Here is a 17,920-nt window from a genome sequence, read left to right on the forward strand (position 1 = left end):
GATGTGGGGCACCCGGCTGGGATGGTGGGAGAAACTCCGAGCGTTGTTTGGTATGGAGAGATTGCCGGGATTCTTCGGCCAAAAGCGGGCCTCAGAATGACGCTCCTTGGGCGGGCCGGAATGGGGATTGCGGGTTTTAGCGATCAGGCGGATTTGCGGCGGAAGGCGGCCGAGGCGAGCGCGAGCAGTGTGAAGGCGCTGCAGGCGAAGGCGAAGAAGTCGCCGTGCCCGGTGTAGAAGGTAGTGCCGGACTCGAATCCGTAGCGGGCGGCGAGGCCGCCGAAGATGTGGCGCGGGATGGATTGGGTGACGCGCCCGTCGGGATCAATGACGCAGGTGAGGCCGTTGTTGGTGTCGAGCAGGAGCCAGCGGTGGTTTTCAATGGCCCGCATGCGCGCCATGTTCAGGTGCTGCCAGGGAGCGCTGGTGTCTCCGTACCAGGCGTCGTCAGAGATGTTGACGAAGACCTGCGCGCCATTTTTGGCGAAGAGGCGCACCTCATTGGAAAAAATGGATTCGTAGCAGATGAAGATGCCGTAGATGTGGCCGTGTTCACGGAAGACGACGCGCCGCCAGCCGTGGGTGAAGTCGCCGATCTGGTCAACGAGCGCGCTGGCCCAGAAGAAGAGGCGGCGGTAGGGCACGTATTCGCCAAAGGGGACGAGGTGAATCTTGTCGTAGCGGCCAATGTGCTGGCCGTTGGGCGCGAAGACCGAGGCCGAGTTGTAGGTGGCGCTGGCCGGCTTGCCGTTGCGCAGGAAGTATTGCTGCGCGATGTCGCCGGCGATGACGCCGGCATCTTCGCTGCGGGCGAGCTGGCCCATGTCGGCGCGGAAAGAGGGGTCTTCATCGACAAAAGGCGAGGGCGCTTCGGGCCAGACGATCATGGTGGGGTGGGCCGGAGCGTTTGCGCAGTTGGGGATGACCTTGTGATGCGTGAGGCCGTAGACGCCGGGATAGTAGGGCGTGCAGGCGGTGTGGCTGGCGGCGGAGAAGCGCGTCATGTCCGCAAGCCAGGTGTTGTTTTGCGTGCGGGGCACGTTGGTGGTGCCGAGGTTGACCTGCAAGAGCAGCGCGGTGGCGGAGGTGGGTTGCGGGGCGGGCTGCATCCAACTGCCGACTTGCAGGATGCCGCAGAAGAGGATGGCCGTGGCGAGGAGCTTGATGGCCACACTTTGCGCGAAAGGCGCGCGCGAAGTATGGGGCACCCGATGTTGTTGTGACAGGAGAAATGCTGAGGCGAAGAGGGCGTTGCCGGTGACGAGGACGGCGGCGATGCCGTAGGTTCCGGCCCAGGGAGCGATGCGGGTGAGCCAGAAGTTATCGACCTGCGCGTAACCGAGCTGGTCCCAGGGCACGCGGGTGAGGTGATAGGCGAGCAGCTCGACGGCCGGCCATGCGATGGGCGCGAGGCAGAGCGCGGGAACGAGGCCGAAGCGGCGGCGGAAGACGGCGAGAATCCACGCAAAGAGGCCGAAGTAGAGGCCGAGCACGAGGCTGTAGAGAACCAGGATTCCAGCCGCGCCCGCAGCCGGGACACCGGCGTAGATGTGCATGGTGCGGTAGATCCAGTAGGAGTTGATTACGTACCAGGCGATGCCGCCGAGGTAGCCCACGAGAAAGCTGCGGCTCAAGTAGCGGCGCTGGATGGCGGCGCGCTCGCGCAGCACGGCCAGAAGCAGGGGAACGAGGGCGACAAAGGCGATGGCTCCGCGCCAGGGGCGCATGGGACCGGCGAGCGGGAAGCAGAGGTCAAGGAGGATTGCGGTCGAGAGCGTGAGTGCGATTTGTGCAGACCAGGCAGGGCCACGAAGCCGGGCGGCTGCGGCGGGCGGCTCAGCGAGTGTGCCGGAAGATGTTTCGGGGAGCGTGGTCGCCACGGTGCGAAAGATTCTCCTCGGAGAGATGCGGAGCGTTGCGGAATTGGCGTCAGTCGCCAAAGAGCTCGTGCAGGTCCTCGACAAAGCTGATGACGATCACGGCAGCCGATCCTGCCAGTCCCACAAAGAAGAGGAAGGTGAGGAAGTCGGCGGCGATCCGGATAATTGCGTCCACGACAGGATTGTATCGCGAGAGCGGGATGAGCGCTTTTGCGGGAAATGGGAATGCGCGCAGAATGTGGTTGTTACGAGGTTGTCACAAAGATTGATTGACTGAGCCGCGAACTGCACATAAACTCTGCGATTGAGCGCCGGAGGGGCCTTGTAGACTCCTCCAAATTGCCGAGCCAGCCACTTTTGATGCCTTCAGAACAGACCTATCACGCACCGCAGTCGAACCGAGTGAAGCTCGTAGTTGCTTCATCGGTGATGCTGACGTTCATTTCGTTCTGGCGGGCAGCCGCGGTGGTTTTGAACGATCTTGGGTCGTCGGCCTTTTATGCCGGCGGCATTGCCGAGGCAGCCATCGGCAAGTCCGCGCCGTGGTTCATTCTGGGCGTCATGCTTTTCTCGTTTGCGGTGCGAGCCGTTTACGTGGAGAGCTGCTCGATGTTTACGCGCGGCGGCGTTTACCGCGTGGTGAAAGAGGCGCTGGGCGGCACGTTTGCCAAGGTGAGCGTTTCGGCGCTCATGTTCGACTACATTCTGACGGGACCGATTTCGGGCGTGTCAGCGGGGCAGTACATTGTCGGCCTGCTGAATGAGCTGCTGCAGGTTTGCGCGCGGAATGGCTACCTGCCCGATACGCTGATGGACAGCCATCATGCGGCGATATTGCTGCCGGTGAATGGCGCCTCGGCAGTGCTGGCCATTGCGGTGACGGTGTACTACTGGTGGCTCAACATCAAGGGCATTGAGGAGTCGAGCGAGAAGGCCCTGAGCGTGATGAAGATCACGACGGTGATGGTCGTGATTCTGCTGGGGTGGGGCTTTTATACGGCGTGGGTGCGGCATGCATCGCTGCCGCCGTTTCCGACGCCGGAGAATCTGCATTTTTCGATGCCGGCGCTGGGCTTTTTGCAGGGCACCAAGCTGGCGAGCATGTTCGGGTTGTTCGGCATTCTGATGGCCTTTGGCCACTCGGTGCTGGCGATGAGCGGCGAAGAGACGCTGGCGCAGGTGAATCGCGAGATTGCGCACCCGAAGCTCAAGAATCTGAAGCGCGCCGCAATCGTGATTGCGATCTACAGCTTTGTCTTCACCGGCATTGCTTCGCTGCTGGCGGTGATGATTATTCCGGACAGCGTGCGCGTGCCGGTCTATAACCAGAACCTGATTGCGGGCCTTGCGATGTACATGGTGGGGCCGCTGTCGCTGCGCATCATCTTCCGCATTTTTGTGGTGGTGGTCGGCTTCCTGATTCTGTCAGGCGCGATCAACGCCTCGATCATCGGCTCGACGGGCGTGCTGATGCGCGTGGCCGAAGATGGCGTGCTGACGGACTGGTTTCGGAAGCCGCACAAGCGCTTTGGCACCAGCTACCGCATTGTGAACCTGGTGACCGCGCTGCAGCTCTTCACGATTGTGGTCAGCGGCGGCAACATGGACATGCTGGGCGAGGCGTATGCGTTTGGCGTGATCTGGAGCTTCACGTTCAATTCGCTGGCCATGCTGGTGCTGCGCTGGAAGTACAAGGGCGAGCGCGGCTGGAAGGTTCCGGTGAATATTCGCATCGGCAAGATGGAACTGCCGGTGGGCTTGTTCAGCGTCTTTCTGGTGCTGCTGATGACGGCCACGGTGAATCTTTTCACCAAGACCGTGGCGACGGAAAGCGGCATTGCCTTTGCGGTTGTATTCTTTGTGATCTTCACCATCTCGGAGCGGCACAACTCCAAGCGCACGCTGGTGACCGAGCAGATGAAGGAGCACTTCCAACTGGAGCATGAGGAGAAGATCAGCCGCGAGGCGCTGGCGATTCGTCCGGGTGGCGTGCTGGCGACGATGCGCGATGCGTCGAATCCCTTTGCGCTGAAGTGGGTGCTTTCCCGCACGGATACCGAACAGCAGGATGTGGTGGTGCTGACGGCCCGCATGATGGGCGCGGGCGGTCCGGAGTATGTGGACGATCAGCTCTTCAGTGAATATGAGCAGATGCTGTTCACCAAGGCGGTGTCGGTCGCGGAGAGCTTTGGGAAGCATGTGTCGCTGCTGGTGGTTCCGGCAGGCGATATTTTTGCGGCACTGGTGCAGACGGCGAACAATCTGGAAGTAGATGCGCTGGTGAGCGGGCTTTCGCACCGGATGACGGCGCAGGAACAGGCGTTCCATGTGGGGCAGGCGTGGGAGAATCTGCCGGAGCCGAAGCGGCAGTTCACCTTTTATGTGATTTCATCGAATGGCGAGGCGCAGGCGTTCCATATTGGCCCGCATGCGCCGACTCTGCAGGCCGAAGATGTGCAACTGGTACACCGGCTATGGTTGAACTTCAAGCGCGATCCGGAGATGGGAAACCTGCACCACCACGACATTGTGACGTATGCGCTGACGCGGCTGGCCGGTGAGTATGCGCGCGACAAGGAAGAGACGCTGAAGGGGCTGCGGCGGTTTGCGCACGACGGGGCGAAGAGTCCCACGCTGGGGCTGCCGGGCAGCCAGCGGCGCGATCCGAAGGATTATTCGATTCCCGCGCCGGGCATTGGCGGCGGGAATGTGGATGACATTGATGGGTAACGGGGTGAAAGTCCCCAGTTGTCAGTCCGCAGTTGCGAGTGAGGCGGCAGTGGAAAGGAATTGAGGCAAAAGGCGAGGCGGGGAGAGATCCCCGCCTCGGTTTGTTTGTGGACAGGATTTAGTGAAGGGTGGTGCCGGGCTCGACTTTGTGCACGGCGACGCCGGCTCCGGCGAGGTGCTTCTCAAGCTCTTCAGGGCGGCCTACGAGCGGCGGCCAGGTGCCGAAGTGCAGCGGCAGCACTTCCTTGATGCCGAGGTATTTGACGGCCAGGGCGGCGGCTTTGGGGCCCATGGTGTAGTGGTCGCCGATGGGCAGCATGCCAAACTCCGGCGCGTAGAGATCGCGGATCAACTGCATGTCAGAGAACACGGTGGTATCGCCCGAGTGGTAGAGCACGGGGCCATTGTCGATGGTAAGGACGAAGCCGGTGGGCACCCCGCCGTAGACGAATTTGTCGCCATCCTGAATGCCGGACGTGTGGCGCGCCTCAGTCTGCGTGACGGCTACGTCGGCGTGGCGGAAGGTGCCGCCGATGTTCATGCCGACGGTGTTTTCTGCTCCCTTGGACTGAAAAAAGGCGGCCAGTTCGAAGGTGGCGACGACTGGCGCGTTGTATTTCTTTGCCATGGGGAGAACGTCAGCGGTGTGATCAAAGTGGCCGTGCGTGACGAGGATGAGGTCGATCTTCTCAGGGAACTTGTAGTCCCTGGGGAACTTGGGATTCTGCTCGATGAAGGGATCGATGAGGATGTTGGTTCCCTTGGGGGTGGTGACCAGGACGGTGGAATGACCGAGCCAGGTCACGGAGGCGCCTTTCAGGTTCGCCATGGAATCTCCTAATTGGATTGAGTCTTCGAGTTTCCGCGAAATCGATCGCGACAATTACTTGAGATGCAGTGGCCAGCGGCCGGGCTTCGCATACAAATCATAGACTTTGCATGATTTTAGGTGTTGTCATCCGGCGGAAAGCCCGGCGGGCGGATTTTCATGAAATTGGCGGTTGACGGAGGGGCGGAGCGGGCGCATACTTTCGCCATGAGCGAAGAAAAAGCGAAAATAAAGCCGGAATTGCACTCGATCTGGGAGCAGGAAAAGCCGCTGTTTCCAATTCTGCAGCCCGCGCCGCTCAAGGGGGTGGCACGGCTGGCGGCCGAGGCCGAGCCGGCGGGCGAAGGGCACGAGGTTCGCTTTCATGCGCTCCAGGCGCGGTCAATTCTGAACCGGTCGATCTCAAAACGGCGGCTGCGGTTTGCGTGGAGCGTGAATCCTTATCGCGGGTGTGAATTTGCGTGCCGGTATTGCTATGCGCGCTACACGCACGAGTTTCTGGAGATGCGCGATCCGGCGCAGTTTGAGCGCGAAATTTATGTGAAGCAGCAGGCGGCATGGCTGCTGCGGCGGGATTTGCACCAGGTGAAGGCAGGCGAGGAGATTGCCATTGGCACGGCGACGGACCCCTACCAGCCGATGGAGCGGCGGATGGGCGTGACGCGCAGCCTGCTGGAGGTGCTGGCGGAGCATCGAGGGTATGAGATCGGGATTGTGACGAAGTCTGCCCTGATTACACGCGACATTGATGTACTCAAGGAGGTGGCGCGGCACAACCGGCTGGTGCTGCATGTGACGATCACGACGCCAGAGGTGCATCTGGCGCGGATACTGGAGCCGCGCGCGCCGAGGCCGGATATCCGGTTTGAGACGGTGCGGCGGTTGCGAGAGGCGGGACTGATGGCAGGTATTTTGAATTCGCCGCTGCTGCCGGGCCTGACCGACAATGCAGCGGCACTGCATCGGATGGCGCTGCTGGCGAAGCAGGCGGACGCGAGCTTCTTTGTGGCGCAGCCGCTGTTTTTGAAGCCGTGCTCGAAGGCGACTTTTCTTGCGTTTATCGAGGAGCATTTTCCGGCGTTGCGGCCGGAGTATGCGCGCCGCTTTGACACGGCGGAGTTCGCGACGAAGGCCTACGGGGAGCGGATGCAGGCGCTGGTGCGCGCGGTGACGGAGAAGCACGGACTGAAGACGCGCCGGAGCGATGCTCTGCTGACGCGCACCCATTGGGCTGCGAATGAGGAGCAGAAGCCGGAGTTGCCGGTGCAGGGAGAGCTGTTTCCGGTGCCTGCGCCGCAGCCCTCAGCCGACGGCCTGCAAACCTTGGTGAGAAAGAAGATTGCGGAGGGTATGCATCCACAACTGTCACGGGGATTGGCACGCGGGCTGGCGCGCGGCGCCTAGGTCATAACCGAAATGGTTACGGAGAGGTGGAGATTCACTGCGTTGCGGTTGCGATGGAGGGGAGCGCTTGCGTATATTTCGAGCAAAGCTCAATGCGGCAAAACCATACAGGAGTGAGTGCATGCCCCCAGGCGACGTAAGCGCGGTGATCGGGAAATCGGTCCAGATCAAGGGAGAGTTGCAAGGTAACGAAGATTTGCTGATCGACGGGCAGGTGGATGGAACGATCACGCTGCATGAGAGCCGGCTGACGATTGGCCCTAACGCGCGGGTGAAGGCGAATGTTTCGGCGCGGGACATTGTGGTGATGGGCCTGCTGCAGGGCGATCTGCACGCCTCCGGGCGCATTGAGCTGCGTGCGGGATCACAGGTGGTGGGTGACTTGCGGGCCGGACGTCTCTCGATCGAAGAGAATGCCTCATATTCGGGCAAGGTGGATCTGCTGCAATCGGGCAAAGAGGAAGCGCGCAGCGCTGCGGCCGCAGTGCAGAGTGCTGCTTCGCATGCGCCGGTTTCGCCGGGAACCAGTCCGAGCCCAGCCACGAAGCCATTGTTTTAGTGTGACGCGAAGCGCCCGCGCGGCGGCGTGCTGCCGCCGGAGTGTCTTTGCCGCAGCCTGAGGAACAACGACCATTGTGATTCGCAGTCTTTTCAAACGCGGAGGTTCCGGGCCGGAACGAACTTCTCCCACGTCGCTGACGGGGCCGCGCGTGCCGCGCCACTCCAGCAGCTGGAAGGCGCTTTTGCAGCGGCTGAAGGCGGAAGAGGGCCTGCGCGTGATGGACATTGGCCCGACCTCGCCGCGCAATATCAACATGCTGACCGGCATGGGGCACAGTGTGTATATGGCCGATCTGGTGACCGATGCCATGACGGGCAATTATGAGCTGCCGCCGGAGGAGCCGGGAGGCGCGGCGGGCTTTGATGTGCCGCGCTTTCTGGAGGAGGAGTCGTCGCTGCGGGGCCGGGTGTTTGACGTGGTGCTGCTGTGGGCGGTGCTCGATTATCTGCCCGAGCCACTGGTGGCGCCGCTGGTGGAGCGGCTGTACGAGGTGACGGAGCCGGGTTCACAGGTGCTGGTGATCTTTCACTCGAAGAAAGAAGGGCCTTTCACCAGCTATTGCCGATATCACATCACGGATTCAGAGATGGTTGAGATGCAGGAGTCGGAGCCGTATCCGGTGCTGCGCCTTTATACGAATCGCGGGATTGAGCGATTGTTCAGCAAGTTTTCGAGCTGCCGGTTTTTTCTCGCCAAGGATGATCTCTACGAAGTGCTGATTACGCGGTAGCAGGGGCTGTTCGGGGCTGTTTCCGGGAATGCTTTGTATGAGAGCAGGAAAAAGTATGGGGAGCCGGAGTGGCTCCCCATTTGGTTTTCAGGCGCGCTGAGCTTTAGTAGTTGGTGATGCTCTCGATGGCGCGGAAGATATGCTCCGGCTGCGGGAGGATGACGTCTTCGAGCACGGGCTGGTAGGCGACGAAGGTGTCCATGGCGGCGACGCGGCGGACGGGCGCGTCGAGGTCGTCGAAGAGCTCGTCGGCGATGCGGGCGGCGATTTCGGCTCCGAAGCCCCAGCTCAGCGTGTCCTCATGCAGGACGATGACGCGGCTGGTTTTGCGCACGGAGGTGGCGATGGCCTCCCAGTCGTAGGGGCTGAGGGTGCGTAGGTCGAGGACTTCTGTCTCGACTTCGAGCTCGCGCTGGGCCCGCATGGCGGCCTGCAGGGCGCGGGGAACGGTTGCGCCATAGGTCACGATGGTGAGGTCGCTGCCCTCGCGCACGGTTTTTGCCTTGCCGAAGGGGATCATGTAATCCGGGCCCGGATAGGGGGCACGGCCGTAGGCCTCGCGATAGAGGCGCTTGTGCTCGAGGAACATGACCGGGTCGTCGCAACGGAGCGCGGTGCGGAGCAGACCGTTGGCATCGAGCGCGTTGGAGGGGAAGACGACGCGCATGCCGGGCGTGTGGGTGAAGATGCTCTCGCCACACTGCGAGTGATAGAGGCTGCCGCCGGTGAGATAGCCGCCGATAGCGACACGGATCACCGCAGGATTGGAGAAAGTTCCGTTGGAGCGCCAGCGCATGGCGCTGAGCTCATTGCGGAGCTGGTGCATGGCGGGCCAGATGTAGTCGAAGAACTGAATCTCAGGGACGGGCTTGAGGCCGCGCACGCCCATGCCCACGGTGCGGCCGATGATGGAGGCCTCAGCGAGCGGGGAGTTGAAGACGCGGTCGCTGCCGAACTCGGCCTGCAGACCGGCGGTGAGCTTGAAGACGCCGCCCTTGCCCTTGACCTCACCTTTTTCGAGGTACTCCTCGCGGGAGCAGTCGGCTACGTCTTCGCCGAAGAGAACGATGCGCGGATCGCGGCGCATTTCATCGCGCAGGCAGGAGTTGATGAGGTCGGCCATGGTGCGCTCCTGCGCGTCTGGCTCTGACTTTGGCTCGGTCTGAAGCTCGGGGCGGGTGGGGTCGTAGTCCTCTGAATATTGGTGGCGCAGGATGCTGGCTTTGTCGCTGGCGGGCAGGGGGGCGCGTACGGCGCGCTCGGCGGCCTGGCGGACTTCTTCATCGACCTGGCGCTCGATTTTGTTGATGCCGGACTCGTCGAGGATGCCTTCGCGCACGAGATATAGCTGGAATTTGGTAAGCGGGTCGCGCTGCGTGTCAGCGTGGCGCTCGCTCTCAGGGCGGTAGAGTTTGTCGTCGTCAGAGAGCGAATGCGAATAGGGACGAATGACGTGGCCATGCACGAGCGCGGGTCCTTTGCCGGCGCGGCAATAGGCGACGGCCTCGCGGAACGCATCGTAGGAGGTGATGGGGTCGGTTCCGTCAACTTCAGCAAAGTGAAAGTTGGGGAAGCCGGTGACGACCTTCGAGATATTGCCGCCGGGAGTATTGACCTCAACGGGAACGGAGATGGCGTAGCCGTTGTCTTCGACGGCGAAGACGACGGGCAGCTTCAGATTGGAGGCGACGCTGAGGGCCTCCCAGAACTCGCCCTGGCTGGTGGAACCCTCGCCAATGGAGACATAGACGACCTCGTCGCCGTGGAACTGAACATCTTTATAGGCACGGTAGTCGCCGTCATGCTTGGCGGCGGCCTCGGGGTGGCGCGCGAAGTAGCGGCCGGCATCGGCGCAGCCGATGGCCTGCAGGCACTGCGTGGCGGTGGAAGAGCTGGGCGAGACGATGTTGAGCTTGCGGCTGGTCCAGTGCGAGGGCATCTGACGGCCGCCGCTGGCGGGGTCGTCAGCCGCGCCGACGGCCTGCAGCAACTGCTCCTCGGCGGTGTTGCCGAGAGCGAGGCAGAGAGCGCGGTCGCGGTAGTAGGGGAAGAACCAGTCGTAGCCGGGCTTCATGGCGAGGGCGGCGGCGACGAGGAACGCCTCATGGCCGGCACCGGAGATCTGGAAGAAGATCTTCTGCTGGCGCTTGAGCATGATTTCGCGGTCGTCGGTGCGGCGCGAGAGGTACATGAGGCGGTAAATCTCGATGAGTTGCTCGCGCGACAGCGAGGTTTTGCTGTGCCTGGACTTCTTAACTTCGGCGGTGACCGCGGACTGGGCCATGGATTCCTCTACTTCAAATGGACTTGATGTGTTTTTCGCCGGGGCGACTGAAGAGTATACATGCTTCAGTCTACGGCTGTGCAGCGGCGGGGCCGCACGGCGGCGGAAAGCGAAAAACCTGCTACGTGATGAAAAGACAAGGGCTTTGTATTCAGAATACCGCCTGTGAGAAGTGGCATTGACCGGCGTTTTATTCGCATGCTCTAATGCGCGTTTTCAGTGCATTTGCATCGTTTGGTGCAAGTGAAAACAATCATCGCCGGCTTGCTGTCAGAAGTCCGGCACCAGGGTGGAACCCTATCTGGAGGAGTGGAATGTTCTTTGTTTCCCAGCCGGCCTACGCTTTATTGCAGGCGGCGATGCCCGTGAGTGCGCATGACAGCAATTATTTGTGGATTTCATTGATCGTTGGCGTTTTTGGATTATTGGCCGCGCTGCTTTTTGCGCGCGGCGTGCTCAGCAGTGACAACGGAACGGCCGAGATGCAGAAGATTTCCAATGCGATCCGGCAAGGCGCGGAAGCGTACATGAAGCGGCAGTACAGCACGATTGGCTGGATTGCGATTGCGCTGGCAGTGGTGCTGTTTGTGGGCTATTCCATTTCGCCGTTTACGCGGCCCTATGCGTGGAAGGTGGTGGTGAGCTTTCTGATTGGCGCGGTCTGCTCGGCGTTGTCGGGGCTGACGGGCATGGCGGTGTCGATCCGTTCGAATATTCGAACGGCGGCGGCGGCGCGCAGCAGCCTGGGACGGGCGCTGCAGATTGCGCTGCGCGGCGGCGCGGTGACGGGCCTGGTGGTGGTGGCGCTTTCGCTGCTGGGGCTGGGGATTCTGTTTGTGGCGTTTGGCGGGCTGCATGATCCGCGGCAGGCTCCGTATCAATTAGTAGGCTTTGGCTTCGGCGCTTCGCTGGTAGCGCTGTTTGCGCAGCTTGGCGGGGGCATTTACACCAAGGCGGCCGACGTGGGCGCGGACCTGGTGGGTAAGGTAGAGGCGGGGATTCCGGAAGACGACCCACGTAATCCGGCGGTGATTGCCGACCTGGTGGGCGACAACGTGGGCGACTGCGCTGGCCGTGGTGCGGACATTTTTGAGTCCACGGCGGCGGAGAGCGTGGGCGCGATGATTCTGGGCGCGGCGCTGTTTCCGGTGTTCGGTGTGCGGGGAATCATCTTTCCTCTGGTGGCGCAGGCCATCAATGTGGTGGCGAGCGCGGTGGGCATTGCGCTGGTGCGCAGCGGCGAGCATGAGGAGCCAATGCATGCGCTGAATCGCGGGTATTACGTCACGTCGGTGCTGGCGCTGGCGGGGTTTGCGGCGGCGGTCTACTTCATGCTGGGGGCTCGGTGGTGGCTGCTGGGCTGCGGCATCTGCGGCATCGTGAGCGCGTTCCTGTTTGTGCGCATTACGGAGTACTACACCGAGACACGGTTTCATCCGGTGAAGAGCATCGCGCTGGCGTCAGAGACAGGGCCGGCGACCAACATTATCAGCGGGCTTGCGGTAGCGATGGAAACGCCGGCGCTGCCGGTGCTGGTGATTGGCGCGGCGCTGCTGCTGAGCTATTACTTTGGCGTGCTGGGGCTTGAGGATGTAACGACCGTTACCGTGTATGCCAAGGGCATCTACGGCACGGCGATTGCGACGATGGGCATGCTTTCGTCCTCGGCCTACATTCTGGCTATGGATACCTTTGGGCCGATCACGGACAACGCGGGCGGCATCATTGAAATGTCAAACCAGCCGCTGGAGACGCGCGAAAAGACCGACAAGCTGGATGCGGCCGGAAACACGACGAAGGCGCTGACCAAGGGCTATGCGGTGGGTTCGGCGGCGCTGGCGGCGTTTCTGCTGTTCTCGGCTTACCTGCAATCGGTGCATGACATTGTGGGGCAGCGGCTCTCGATGGTTGGCCAGATGCTGCCGGCGAACTGGAGCTTCTCCACGGTGAATCTGGCTTCGGTGCCGGTGTTTGTGGGGGCGATGATCGGGGCGATGCTGGTGTTCCTGTTCTCGTCGATGGCGATCAAGGCCGTGGGACGCGCGGCGCAGACGGTGATTGAGGATGTGCGGAAGCAGTTCCGGGAGAACCCTGGAATTATGGAAGGCACCTCGGAGCCGGATTATGGCCGCTGCGTTCACATTGTGACGGGCGCGGCGCTGAAGCAGATGGTGCTGCCGGGTGCTCTGGTGGTGCTGACGCCGACGCTGGTGGGAATTATCTTCCGCTACTTCAGCAGCTCGTTCAGCCTGGACAAGCTGGCCGACATGCCGATGATGAATGGCAAGCCGGTCAACCTGAGTGGCGCCGAAGCCGTGGCCGGGCTGCTGATGGTGGGCACGATTGCGGGCATTCTGATGGCGCTGGTGATGAACAACGGCGGCGGCGCGTGGGATAACGCGAAGAAGCTCATTGAAACCGGCGCGCACGGCGGCAAGCGAAGCGAGGCGCACAAGGCGGCGGTGGTGGGGGATACGGTGGGCGATCCTTTCAAGGACACGGCCGGACCTTCGCTGCATGTGCTGATCAAGCTGCTAGCGACGGTGACGCTGGTGCTGGCTCCGCTGTTTTTGTAGAGCGCGTGGCATAAGCTGCGGAATGGCGTCTGCTTATGAAAGAGCAGACGCCATTTGTTTTTTGACGATGAGGGGGAAGGTCTGCAATGACGGGGAGCTGGAGGTGGCAATTGGGTGTTTCGTGGATGGATAGGCGATGATAGAACAGGATTTTGAAAGAGCCCATGATGCTGGCTATGCAAGCGCCTTTGCTGCAACATTTCGTGATCATTCGCCCGGACCAGTTCTTTAGTGATTTGGGGCAGAACTATCTCAGCGACCTGCTGGAATTTTTACGGAACAAGCTGCCGCGCCTGCTGGTGATTCTGATTGGCGCGTGGATTTTGATTCGCGCGATGGGCGTGATTGCGCACAGGGTGGTGCGCTCGGCGGAGCGGCACTCCACGCGGCCCGCGCACCTGGGCCAGGTGAAGACGCTGACCGGAGTAGTGCGCGCCACCGGCATTGCGATTGTGGGCGTGCTGGCGACGCTGGAAGTGCTTCCGCTGCTGGGTTTCAATCTTGGCCCGCTGCTGACCAGCGCGGGCGTGGCGGGCGTGGCGATTGGCCTTGCGGCGCAGACCATTGTGAAGGATTGCCTGAACGGATTTCTGATTCTGGTGGAAGACCAGTACAACGTGGGCGATGTGATCAAGGTGGCCGGGCTGACGGGCACGGTGGAAGAGATGTCGCTGCGCAAGACGATTTTGCGGGACGGTGACGGCACGCTCTATACGATTCCGAATTCGCAGGTCACGACGGTGGCCAACAAGACGCGCGACTTCTCGCTGGCGACGATCAATGTTTCAGTGGACTTCTCTGCGAATCCCGAAGAGGTAATGAAGATTTTGCGCGACACGGCGTTGGGTGTGCGCAATGATCCGGAGTTCAGCGATCTGTTTCTGGCCGACCCCACGCTGCTGGGTGTGGACTCGATCCAGGGCTCGCAGGTGATCTATCCGGTGCAGTTGCGCACGAAGGCAAACAAGCAGTGGGCCCCGATGCGTGAGCTGCAGAAGCGCATTCGCCTGGCTCTGGAAGAGCACAATATTCTGCCGGGTGACGCCTATCGTGTGTACGCGATTGATGGGCCCTCGTCGCCGGCCGAGGTGAAGACCAGCAGCGGGCCTCAGACGGGGGCAGCACCGACAGCCATCAAGCCGGGCAAGAGCTAGAGATTTGCTGCTTTCTTCCGTCCGCGGGAGTCATCAGGTGCTTCCAGACCATCAGAATGGATAGCTATGAAAATTTTGACGGCAACGGAGATGAAGGAGACCGACCGCGTTACGGTCGCGGAGCATGGCGTGGCATCGTTTGCGCTGATGCAGGCGGCAGGCGGCGCGGTGGCACGCTTTGTAGAGCGTGAGTATGCCAGTGCGCGGCGCGTGGTGATTTTCTGCGGCAAGGGCAACAATGGCGGCGACGGCTTTGTTGCCGCGCGCTCGCTGGAGCTGATGGGCCGTCTGGTGCAGGTATTTCTGCTGGGCAAGCCGGAGGATTTGAAGGGCGATGCTCGCGCGGCGTTTGAGGCATGGGGCGGGCGTCCGCATCTGCTGGCCGAAGAGACGGCGCTCGAGACGAGCGTATTTCGCAAGGCGCTGCAGCAAGCCGATGTGCTGGTAGATGCCGTGGTGGGAACGGGATTTCAGCCGCCGCTGCGCGGTGTTGCGGCGGCGCTGGGGCAGCACTTGAGCGGACTGAAGACGCCGGTGGTAGCGGTGGATCTTCCCTCGGGCTGGGATGCGGACTCGCGCGAGTTCTCGACGGATGGAGCGTATCGCGCGAACGCGGTGGTGACCTTTACCGCGCCCAAGCTGGCGCATGTGTGCGGCAATTTGACGGGCAGTGCGTATGGGCCGATGGTGGTGGCTGAGATTGGTTCGCCGGATGCAGCGATTCGTTCTGATTTGCGAATGAGTTGGGCGGGGACATCGAAGCGTTTGTTTGACGTGCCACGCACGGCGGATGCGAACAAGGGCCTGTACGGGCATGTGCTCGTAATAGGCGGTGCGTGGGGCAAGCCGGGTGCGCCCTCGATGTCCTCGCTGGCGGCGCTGAGGGCCGGAGCCGGGCTGATGACGGCGGCCGTGCCGGAGCGAATTTTGCCGCAGGTGGCGAGCATTGCGCCGGAGTTGATGACGGTTCCGCTTGCCGAAGGGCCGGAGGGCGAGATTGCCGCTGCGAATCTGGAACCAAAGCGGCTGGAAGCGCTGCTGACACGCAAGACGGTGCTGGCGTTGGGGCCAGGCATGGGGCAGTCAGAAGAGACAGAAGCGTTTGTGCTGGGGCTGCTCGAAAAGACCGCCGAGAACAAGGATCTGGCGCTGGTGCTCGATGCCGATGCGCTTAACATTGTGGCCAGACACAAAGACAAGCTGCGGGGCGCGGGGCGCACGCTGGTGCTGACGCCGCATCCGGGCGAGATGGGCCGGCTGGCGGGGATGAGCACGCGCGAGGTACAGGCGGATCGCGAAGGCCTGGCGCGGCGCTTTGCTGAGGAGCATCAGGTGACGCTGGTGCTGAAGGGCTGGCGCACGCTGATTGCGCATCCGGATGGATCATTGGCGATCAATACGACGGGGAACCCGGGCATGGCAAAGGGCGGCAGTGGAGATATTCTGACAGGGATTGTGGCGGGCTGCGTGGCGCAGTTTCCAACTCAGGTGAGAGAAGCGGTGGAAGCTGCCGTGTATCTGCATGGACTGGCTGCGGATTTTGCTGTGCGAGAGCAGAATGAGCACACGCTGCTGGCGACCGACACGATTGCGCATCTGCATCGAGCGTTTGGATTTTCTGCCGAAGACGCTGCAGGCTATACCTGGCTGGAGGGACTGCCGCGGGCATCGCAATGAACGAGAGCACTCAGACGCTTCACCTGACAACTCACAGCACGGAGGAGACGATTGCGGCCGGACGCAAGATTGCGCAATTGCTGCGGCCGCCGATGCTGCTGCTGCTACGCGGCGATCTGGGAGCGGGCAAGACCACGCTGGTGAAGGGGATTGCCGAGGCCTGGGGTGCGGCGGATGCTGATGAAGTGACGAGCCCAACCTTTACGCTGCTGCATGAGTACATGGGATCGCGTGATGGACAGCCTGTGCTGCTGTGCCATCTGGATCTCTATCGCGTGGAGGATGAGCGCCAGCTTGCGGCGATTGGCCTCGACGACCTGCCGACTCAGGATGCCGTGGTGTTGGTGGAGTGGGGAGAGAAATTTCCCGCGCTGGCGGCACGCAGCGACGGAGAGATTGCAATTACCTCGCCCAGCGGAGAGGCTCGCGAGATTCGTCTAAGGCTGCGATAGTTGTGGATTCTTGAGTAAGACGCATTTGTTGAGCGAAGAGATGTGGCGCGTATGGAACTGCTTTGAATGCGCAAAAAGGATTCCCCCGGTGAAGAGGGAACCCTTTTTGCGTTAAACGCGGGCTTGCTGATGATGAATGATGAGGCCGGTGATAGACGATCGAGCCGGCCAGCAGTGCCACCCCGTTAGCGCCCCAGGCCTTTCATGCCGCTCATCATGCCCATGGCGCGGCGCTGCAGTACATTTCCTTTGCCAAGCCCCTTGAACATCTTGCGCATCTGGGCATATTGCCGCAGCAACTGATTGACCTCTTGCACGCTGGTGCCAGAGCCATTGGCGATGCGCTTGCGGCGCGCGCCTGAGATGACCTCGTGATGGTTACGCTCGTAGGGCGTCATGGAGTTGATGATGGCCTCAACGCGGACGAATTGCTTTTCATCTACCTGCCCAGCCATTTGCTGCATGCCGGCAAATGGGCCGACGGAGGGCAGCATCTTCATGATGTTTTGCAGAGAGCCCATCTTGCGAATCTGCCGGAGCTGATCGCGGAAGTCTTCGAGAGAGAAGCCGTCGCCGGAGAGTGCTTTGCGCGCGAACTCCTCTGACTTTTTCTTGTCGAGTGTTTCTTCGGCTTTCTCGATGAGCGACATGATGTCACCCATGCCGAGAATGCGGCTGACGATGCGATCAGGATGAAAAGGTTCGAAGGCATCGGGCTTTTCGCCGGTGCCGATGAACTTGACCGGCTGGCCGGTGACGTGGCGAATGGAGAGCGCAGCGCCGCCGCGGGCATCGCCATCCATTTTGGTGAGCACCACGCCGGTGAGCGCGAGCTTGCGGTGAAACTCCTGGGCGGAGCGCACGGCATCCTGGCCGGTCATCGCGTCTGCGACAAAGAGAATCTCCTGCGGCGCCAGCAGCGCTTTGAGGCGCGTCATCTCGTCCATCAGGTTGTCGTCAATGTGCAGGCGGCCCGCCGTGTCCACAATGAGCGTGTCGCAACCGGTGATGACCGCTTCACGGCGCGCTTCTTTGGCAAGACGCTCAACCAATGCTGTGCCGGCAGCCTCGCCTTTGGTGTCCCCCTCGTAGATTTTCGCGTTGATGGAGTTGGCAACGACTTTGAGCTGCTCGCGCGCGGCAGGACGGTAAACGTCCACGGAAACCAGCATGGGGCGATGGCCGCCCTTCTTGAGCCATGCCGCCAGCTTGCCCGAGGTGGTCGTTTTGCCCGAGCCCTGTAAGCCTGCCATCAGTATCACGGTAGGAGGACGCGAAGCGAACTGGAAGCGAGCCGTGTCTTTGCCGAGCAAGTCGACGAGCTCGTCGCGAACAATCTTGATGACCTGCTCGGTCGGTGAGAGTGCGGTCATGACCTGCTGGCCGACGGCTCTCTCGCGTATGTGCTCGATGAGTTCTTTGGCGACGTTGAGGTTTACGTCGGCTTCGAGCAGCGCCACGCGAATTTCGCGCAAGGCTTCCTGAATGTTTTCTTCGGTGACGGTGCCTTGACCGCGAAGATTTTTGAAGGCGCGCTGCAGCTTTTCTGAAAGATTGTCAAACATAGGTGGCATTATCAGTTTAACAGCGCTGGGTACGGTGAATCGCTAGAGGCTTTTCGGGGGCTGGTGAGTTTTGCCGT

The 17,920-nt window shown here is 61.5% G+C and carries 13 protein-coding genes; 8 read left to right on the forward strand and 5 right to left on the reverse strand.

What is annotated here, in order from left to right; genetic code table 11:
• Positions 1 to 143: 143 nt before the first annotated feature.
• On the reverse strand, positions 144 to 1,880 hold the full coding sequence (lnt, locus tag ACP_RS14960) for an apolipoprotein N-acyltransferase (RefSeq protein ID WP_015898194.1): 1,737 nt from the start codon (positions 1,878 to 1,880) through the stop codon (positions 144 to 146).
• 49 nt (positions 1,881 to 1,929) lie between these two features.
• Positions 1,930 to 2,055, reverse strand: coding sequence for a hypothetical protein (locus ACP_RS18705; RefSeq protein WP_015898195.1), 126 nt, complete (start codon positions 2,053 to 2,055; stop codon positions 1,930 to 1,932).
• A gap of 185 nt (positions 2,056 to 2,240) precedes the next feature.
• Here ACP_RS18705 and ACP_RS14965 point away from each other — a divergent pair, with 185 nt between their 5' ends.
• Positions 2,241 to 4,610 carry an APC family permease gene (locus ACP_RS14965; RefSeq protein WP_015898196.1) on the forward strand — a complete coding sequence of 790 codons (2,370 nt, stop codon included), beginning with the start codon at positions 2,241 to 2,243 and terminating at the stop codon, positions 4,608 to 4,610.
• Between the two features lie 118 nt (positions 4,611 to 4,728).
• Here the strand turns inward: ACP_RS14965 and ACP_RS14970 are convergent, their stop codons facing one another.
• Complete coding sequence (locus tag ACP_RS14970; protein ID WP_015898197.1) at positions 4,729 to 5,439, reverse strand: metal-dependent hydrolase; 711 nt, start codon at positions 5,437 to 5,439, stop codon at positions 4,729 to 4,731.
• Between the two features lie 159 nt (positions 5,440 to 5,598).
• Between ACP_RS14970 and ACP_RS14975 the strand changes: the two genes are divergently transcribed.
• The 3 genes from ACP_RS14975 (at position 5,599) to ACP_RS14985 (ending at position 8,135) form a co-directional block, all read left to right on the forward strand.
• Positions 5,599 to 6,843 carry an SPL family radical SAM protein gene (locus tag ACP_RS14975; protein WP_238525584.1) on the forward strand — a complete coding sequence of 415 codons (1,245 nt, stop codon included), beginning with the start codon at positions 5,599 to 5,601 and terminating at the stop codon, positions 6,841 to 6,843.
• A gap of 121 nt (positions 6,844 to 6,964) precedes the next feature.
• Positions 6,965 to 7,402 (forward strand): bactofilin family protein, encoded by a 438-nt coding sequence (locus ACP_RS14980; RefSeq protein WP_015898199.1) that lies wholly within the window; start codon positions 6,965 to 6,967, stop codon positions 7,400 to 7,402.
• Positions 7,403 to 7,478: 76 nt separating this feature from the next.
• Positions 7,479 to 8,135 (forward strand): class I SAM-dependent methyltransferase, encoded by a 657-nt coding sequence (locus ACP_RS14985; RefSeq protein WP_015898200.1) that lies wholly within the window; start codon positions 7,479 to 7,481, stop codon positions 8,133 to 8,135.
• Positions 8,136 to 8,238: 103 nt separating this feature from the next.
• Here ACP_RS14985 and ACP_RS14990 read toward each other — a convergent pair whose 3' ends face one another.
• A complete protein-coding gene (locus tag ACP_RS14990; protein WP_015898201.1) occupies positions 8,239 to 10,419 on the reverse strand; it encodes an alpha-ketoacid dehydrogenase subunit alpha/beta in 2,181 nt (726 codons plus the stop codon).
• 314 nt (positions 10,420 to 10,733) lie between these two features.
• Between ACP_RS14990 and ACP_RS14995 the strand changes: the two genes are divergently transcribed.
• The 4 genes from ACP_RS14995 (at position 10,734) to tsaE (ending at position 16,278) form a co-directional block, all read left to right on the forward strand.
• Entirely contained in the window at positions 10,734 to 12,995 is a 2,262-nt protein-coding gene (locus tag ACP_RS14995) for a sodium-translocating pyrophosphatase (RefSeq protein ID WP_202944475.1), read from the forward strand.
• A 164-nt stretch (positions 12,996 to 13,159) separates the two neighbouring features.
• Positions 13,160 to 14,149 carry a mechanosensitive ion channel family protein gene (locus ACP_RS15000; protein ID WP_238525585.1) on the forward strand — a complete coding sequence of 330 codons (990 nt, stop codon included), beginning with the start codon at positions 13,160 to 13,162 and terminating at the stop codon, positions 14,147 to 14,149.
• 66 nt (positions 14,150 to 14,215) lie between these two features.
• Complete coding sequence (locus ACP_RS15005) at positions 14,216 to 15,826, forward strand: NAD(P)H-hydrate dehydratase (protein WP_015898204.1); 1,611 nt, start codon at positions 14,216 to 14,218, stop codon at positions 15,824 to 15,826.
• A complete protein-coding gene (gene tsaE, locus ACP_RS15010) occupies positions 15,823 to 16,278 on the forward strand; it encodes a tRNA (adenosine(37)-N6)-threonylcarbamoyltransferase complex ATPase subunit type 1 TsaE (protein WP_015898205.1) in 456 nt (151 codons plus the stop codon). Before ACP_RS15005 ends, tsaE begins: the two co-directional genes overlap by 4 nt.
• Before the next feature lie 185 nt (positions 16,279 to 16,463).
• Here tsaE and ffh read toward each other — a convergent pair whose 3' ends face one another.
• A complete protein-coding gene (gene ffh / locus ACP_RS15015) occupies positions 16,464 to 17,843 on the reverse strand; it encodes a signal recognition particle protein (protein WP_015898206.1) in 1,380 nt (459 codons plus the stop codon).
• Positions 17,844 to 17,920 lie beyond the last annotated feature (77 nt).

This window comes from Acidobacterium capsulatum ATCC 51196 (assembly GCF_000022565.1).
Lineage (GTDB): Bacteria > Acidobacteriota > Terriglobia > Terriglobales > Acidobacteriaceae > Acidobacterium > Acidobacterium capsulatum.

Coding starts and splice junctions, on each gene's coding strand:
- ACP_RS14965 (WP_015898196.1), top strand. CDS start 2,241: ATGCCTTCAGAACAGACCTATCACGCACCGCAGTCGAACCGAGTGAAG.
- ACP_RS14970 (WP_015898197.1), bottom strand. CDS start 5,439: ATGGCGAACCTGAAAGGCGCCTCCGTGACCTGGCTCGGTCATTCCACC.
- ACP_RS14975 (WP_238525584.1), top strand. CDS start 5,599: ATGAAATTGGCGGTTGACGGAGGGGCGGAGCGGGCGCATACTTTCGCC.
- ACP_RS14980 (WP_015898199.1), top strand. CDS start 6,965: ATGCCCCCAGGCGACGTAAGCGCGGTGATCGGGAAATCGGTCCAGATC.
- ACP_RS14990 (WP_015898201.1), bottom strand. CDS start 10,419: ATGGCCCAGTCCGCGGTCACCGCCGAAGTTAAGAAGTCCAGGCACAGC.
- ACP_RS14995 (WP_202944475.1), top strand. CDS start 10,734: ATGTTCTTTGTTTCCCAGCCGGCCTACGCTTTATTGCAGGCGGCGATG.
- ACP_RS15000 (WP_238525585.1), top strand. CDS start 13,160: ATGATGCTGGCTATGCAAGCGCCTTTGCTGCAACATTTCGTGATCATT.
- ACP_RS15005 (WP_015898204.1), top strand. CDS start 14,216: ATGAAAATTTTGACGGCAACGGAGATGAAGGAGACCGACCGCGTTACG.
- tsaE (WP_015898205.1), top strand. CDS start 15,823: ATGAACGAGAGCACTCAGACGCTTCACCTGACAACTCACAGCACGGAG.
- ffh (WP_015898206.1), bottom strand. CDS start 17,843: ATGTTTGACAATCTTTCAGAAAAGCTGCAGCGCGCCTTCAAAAATCTT.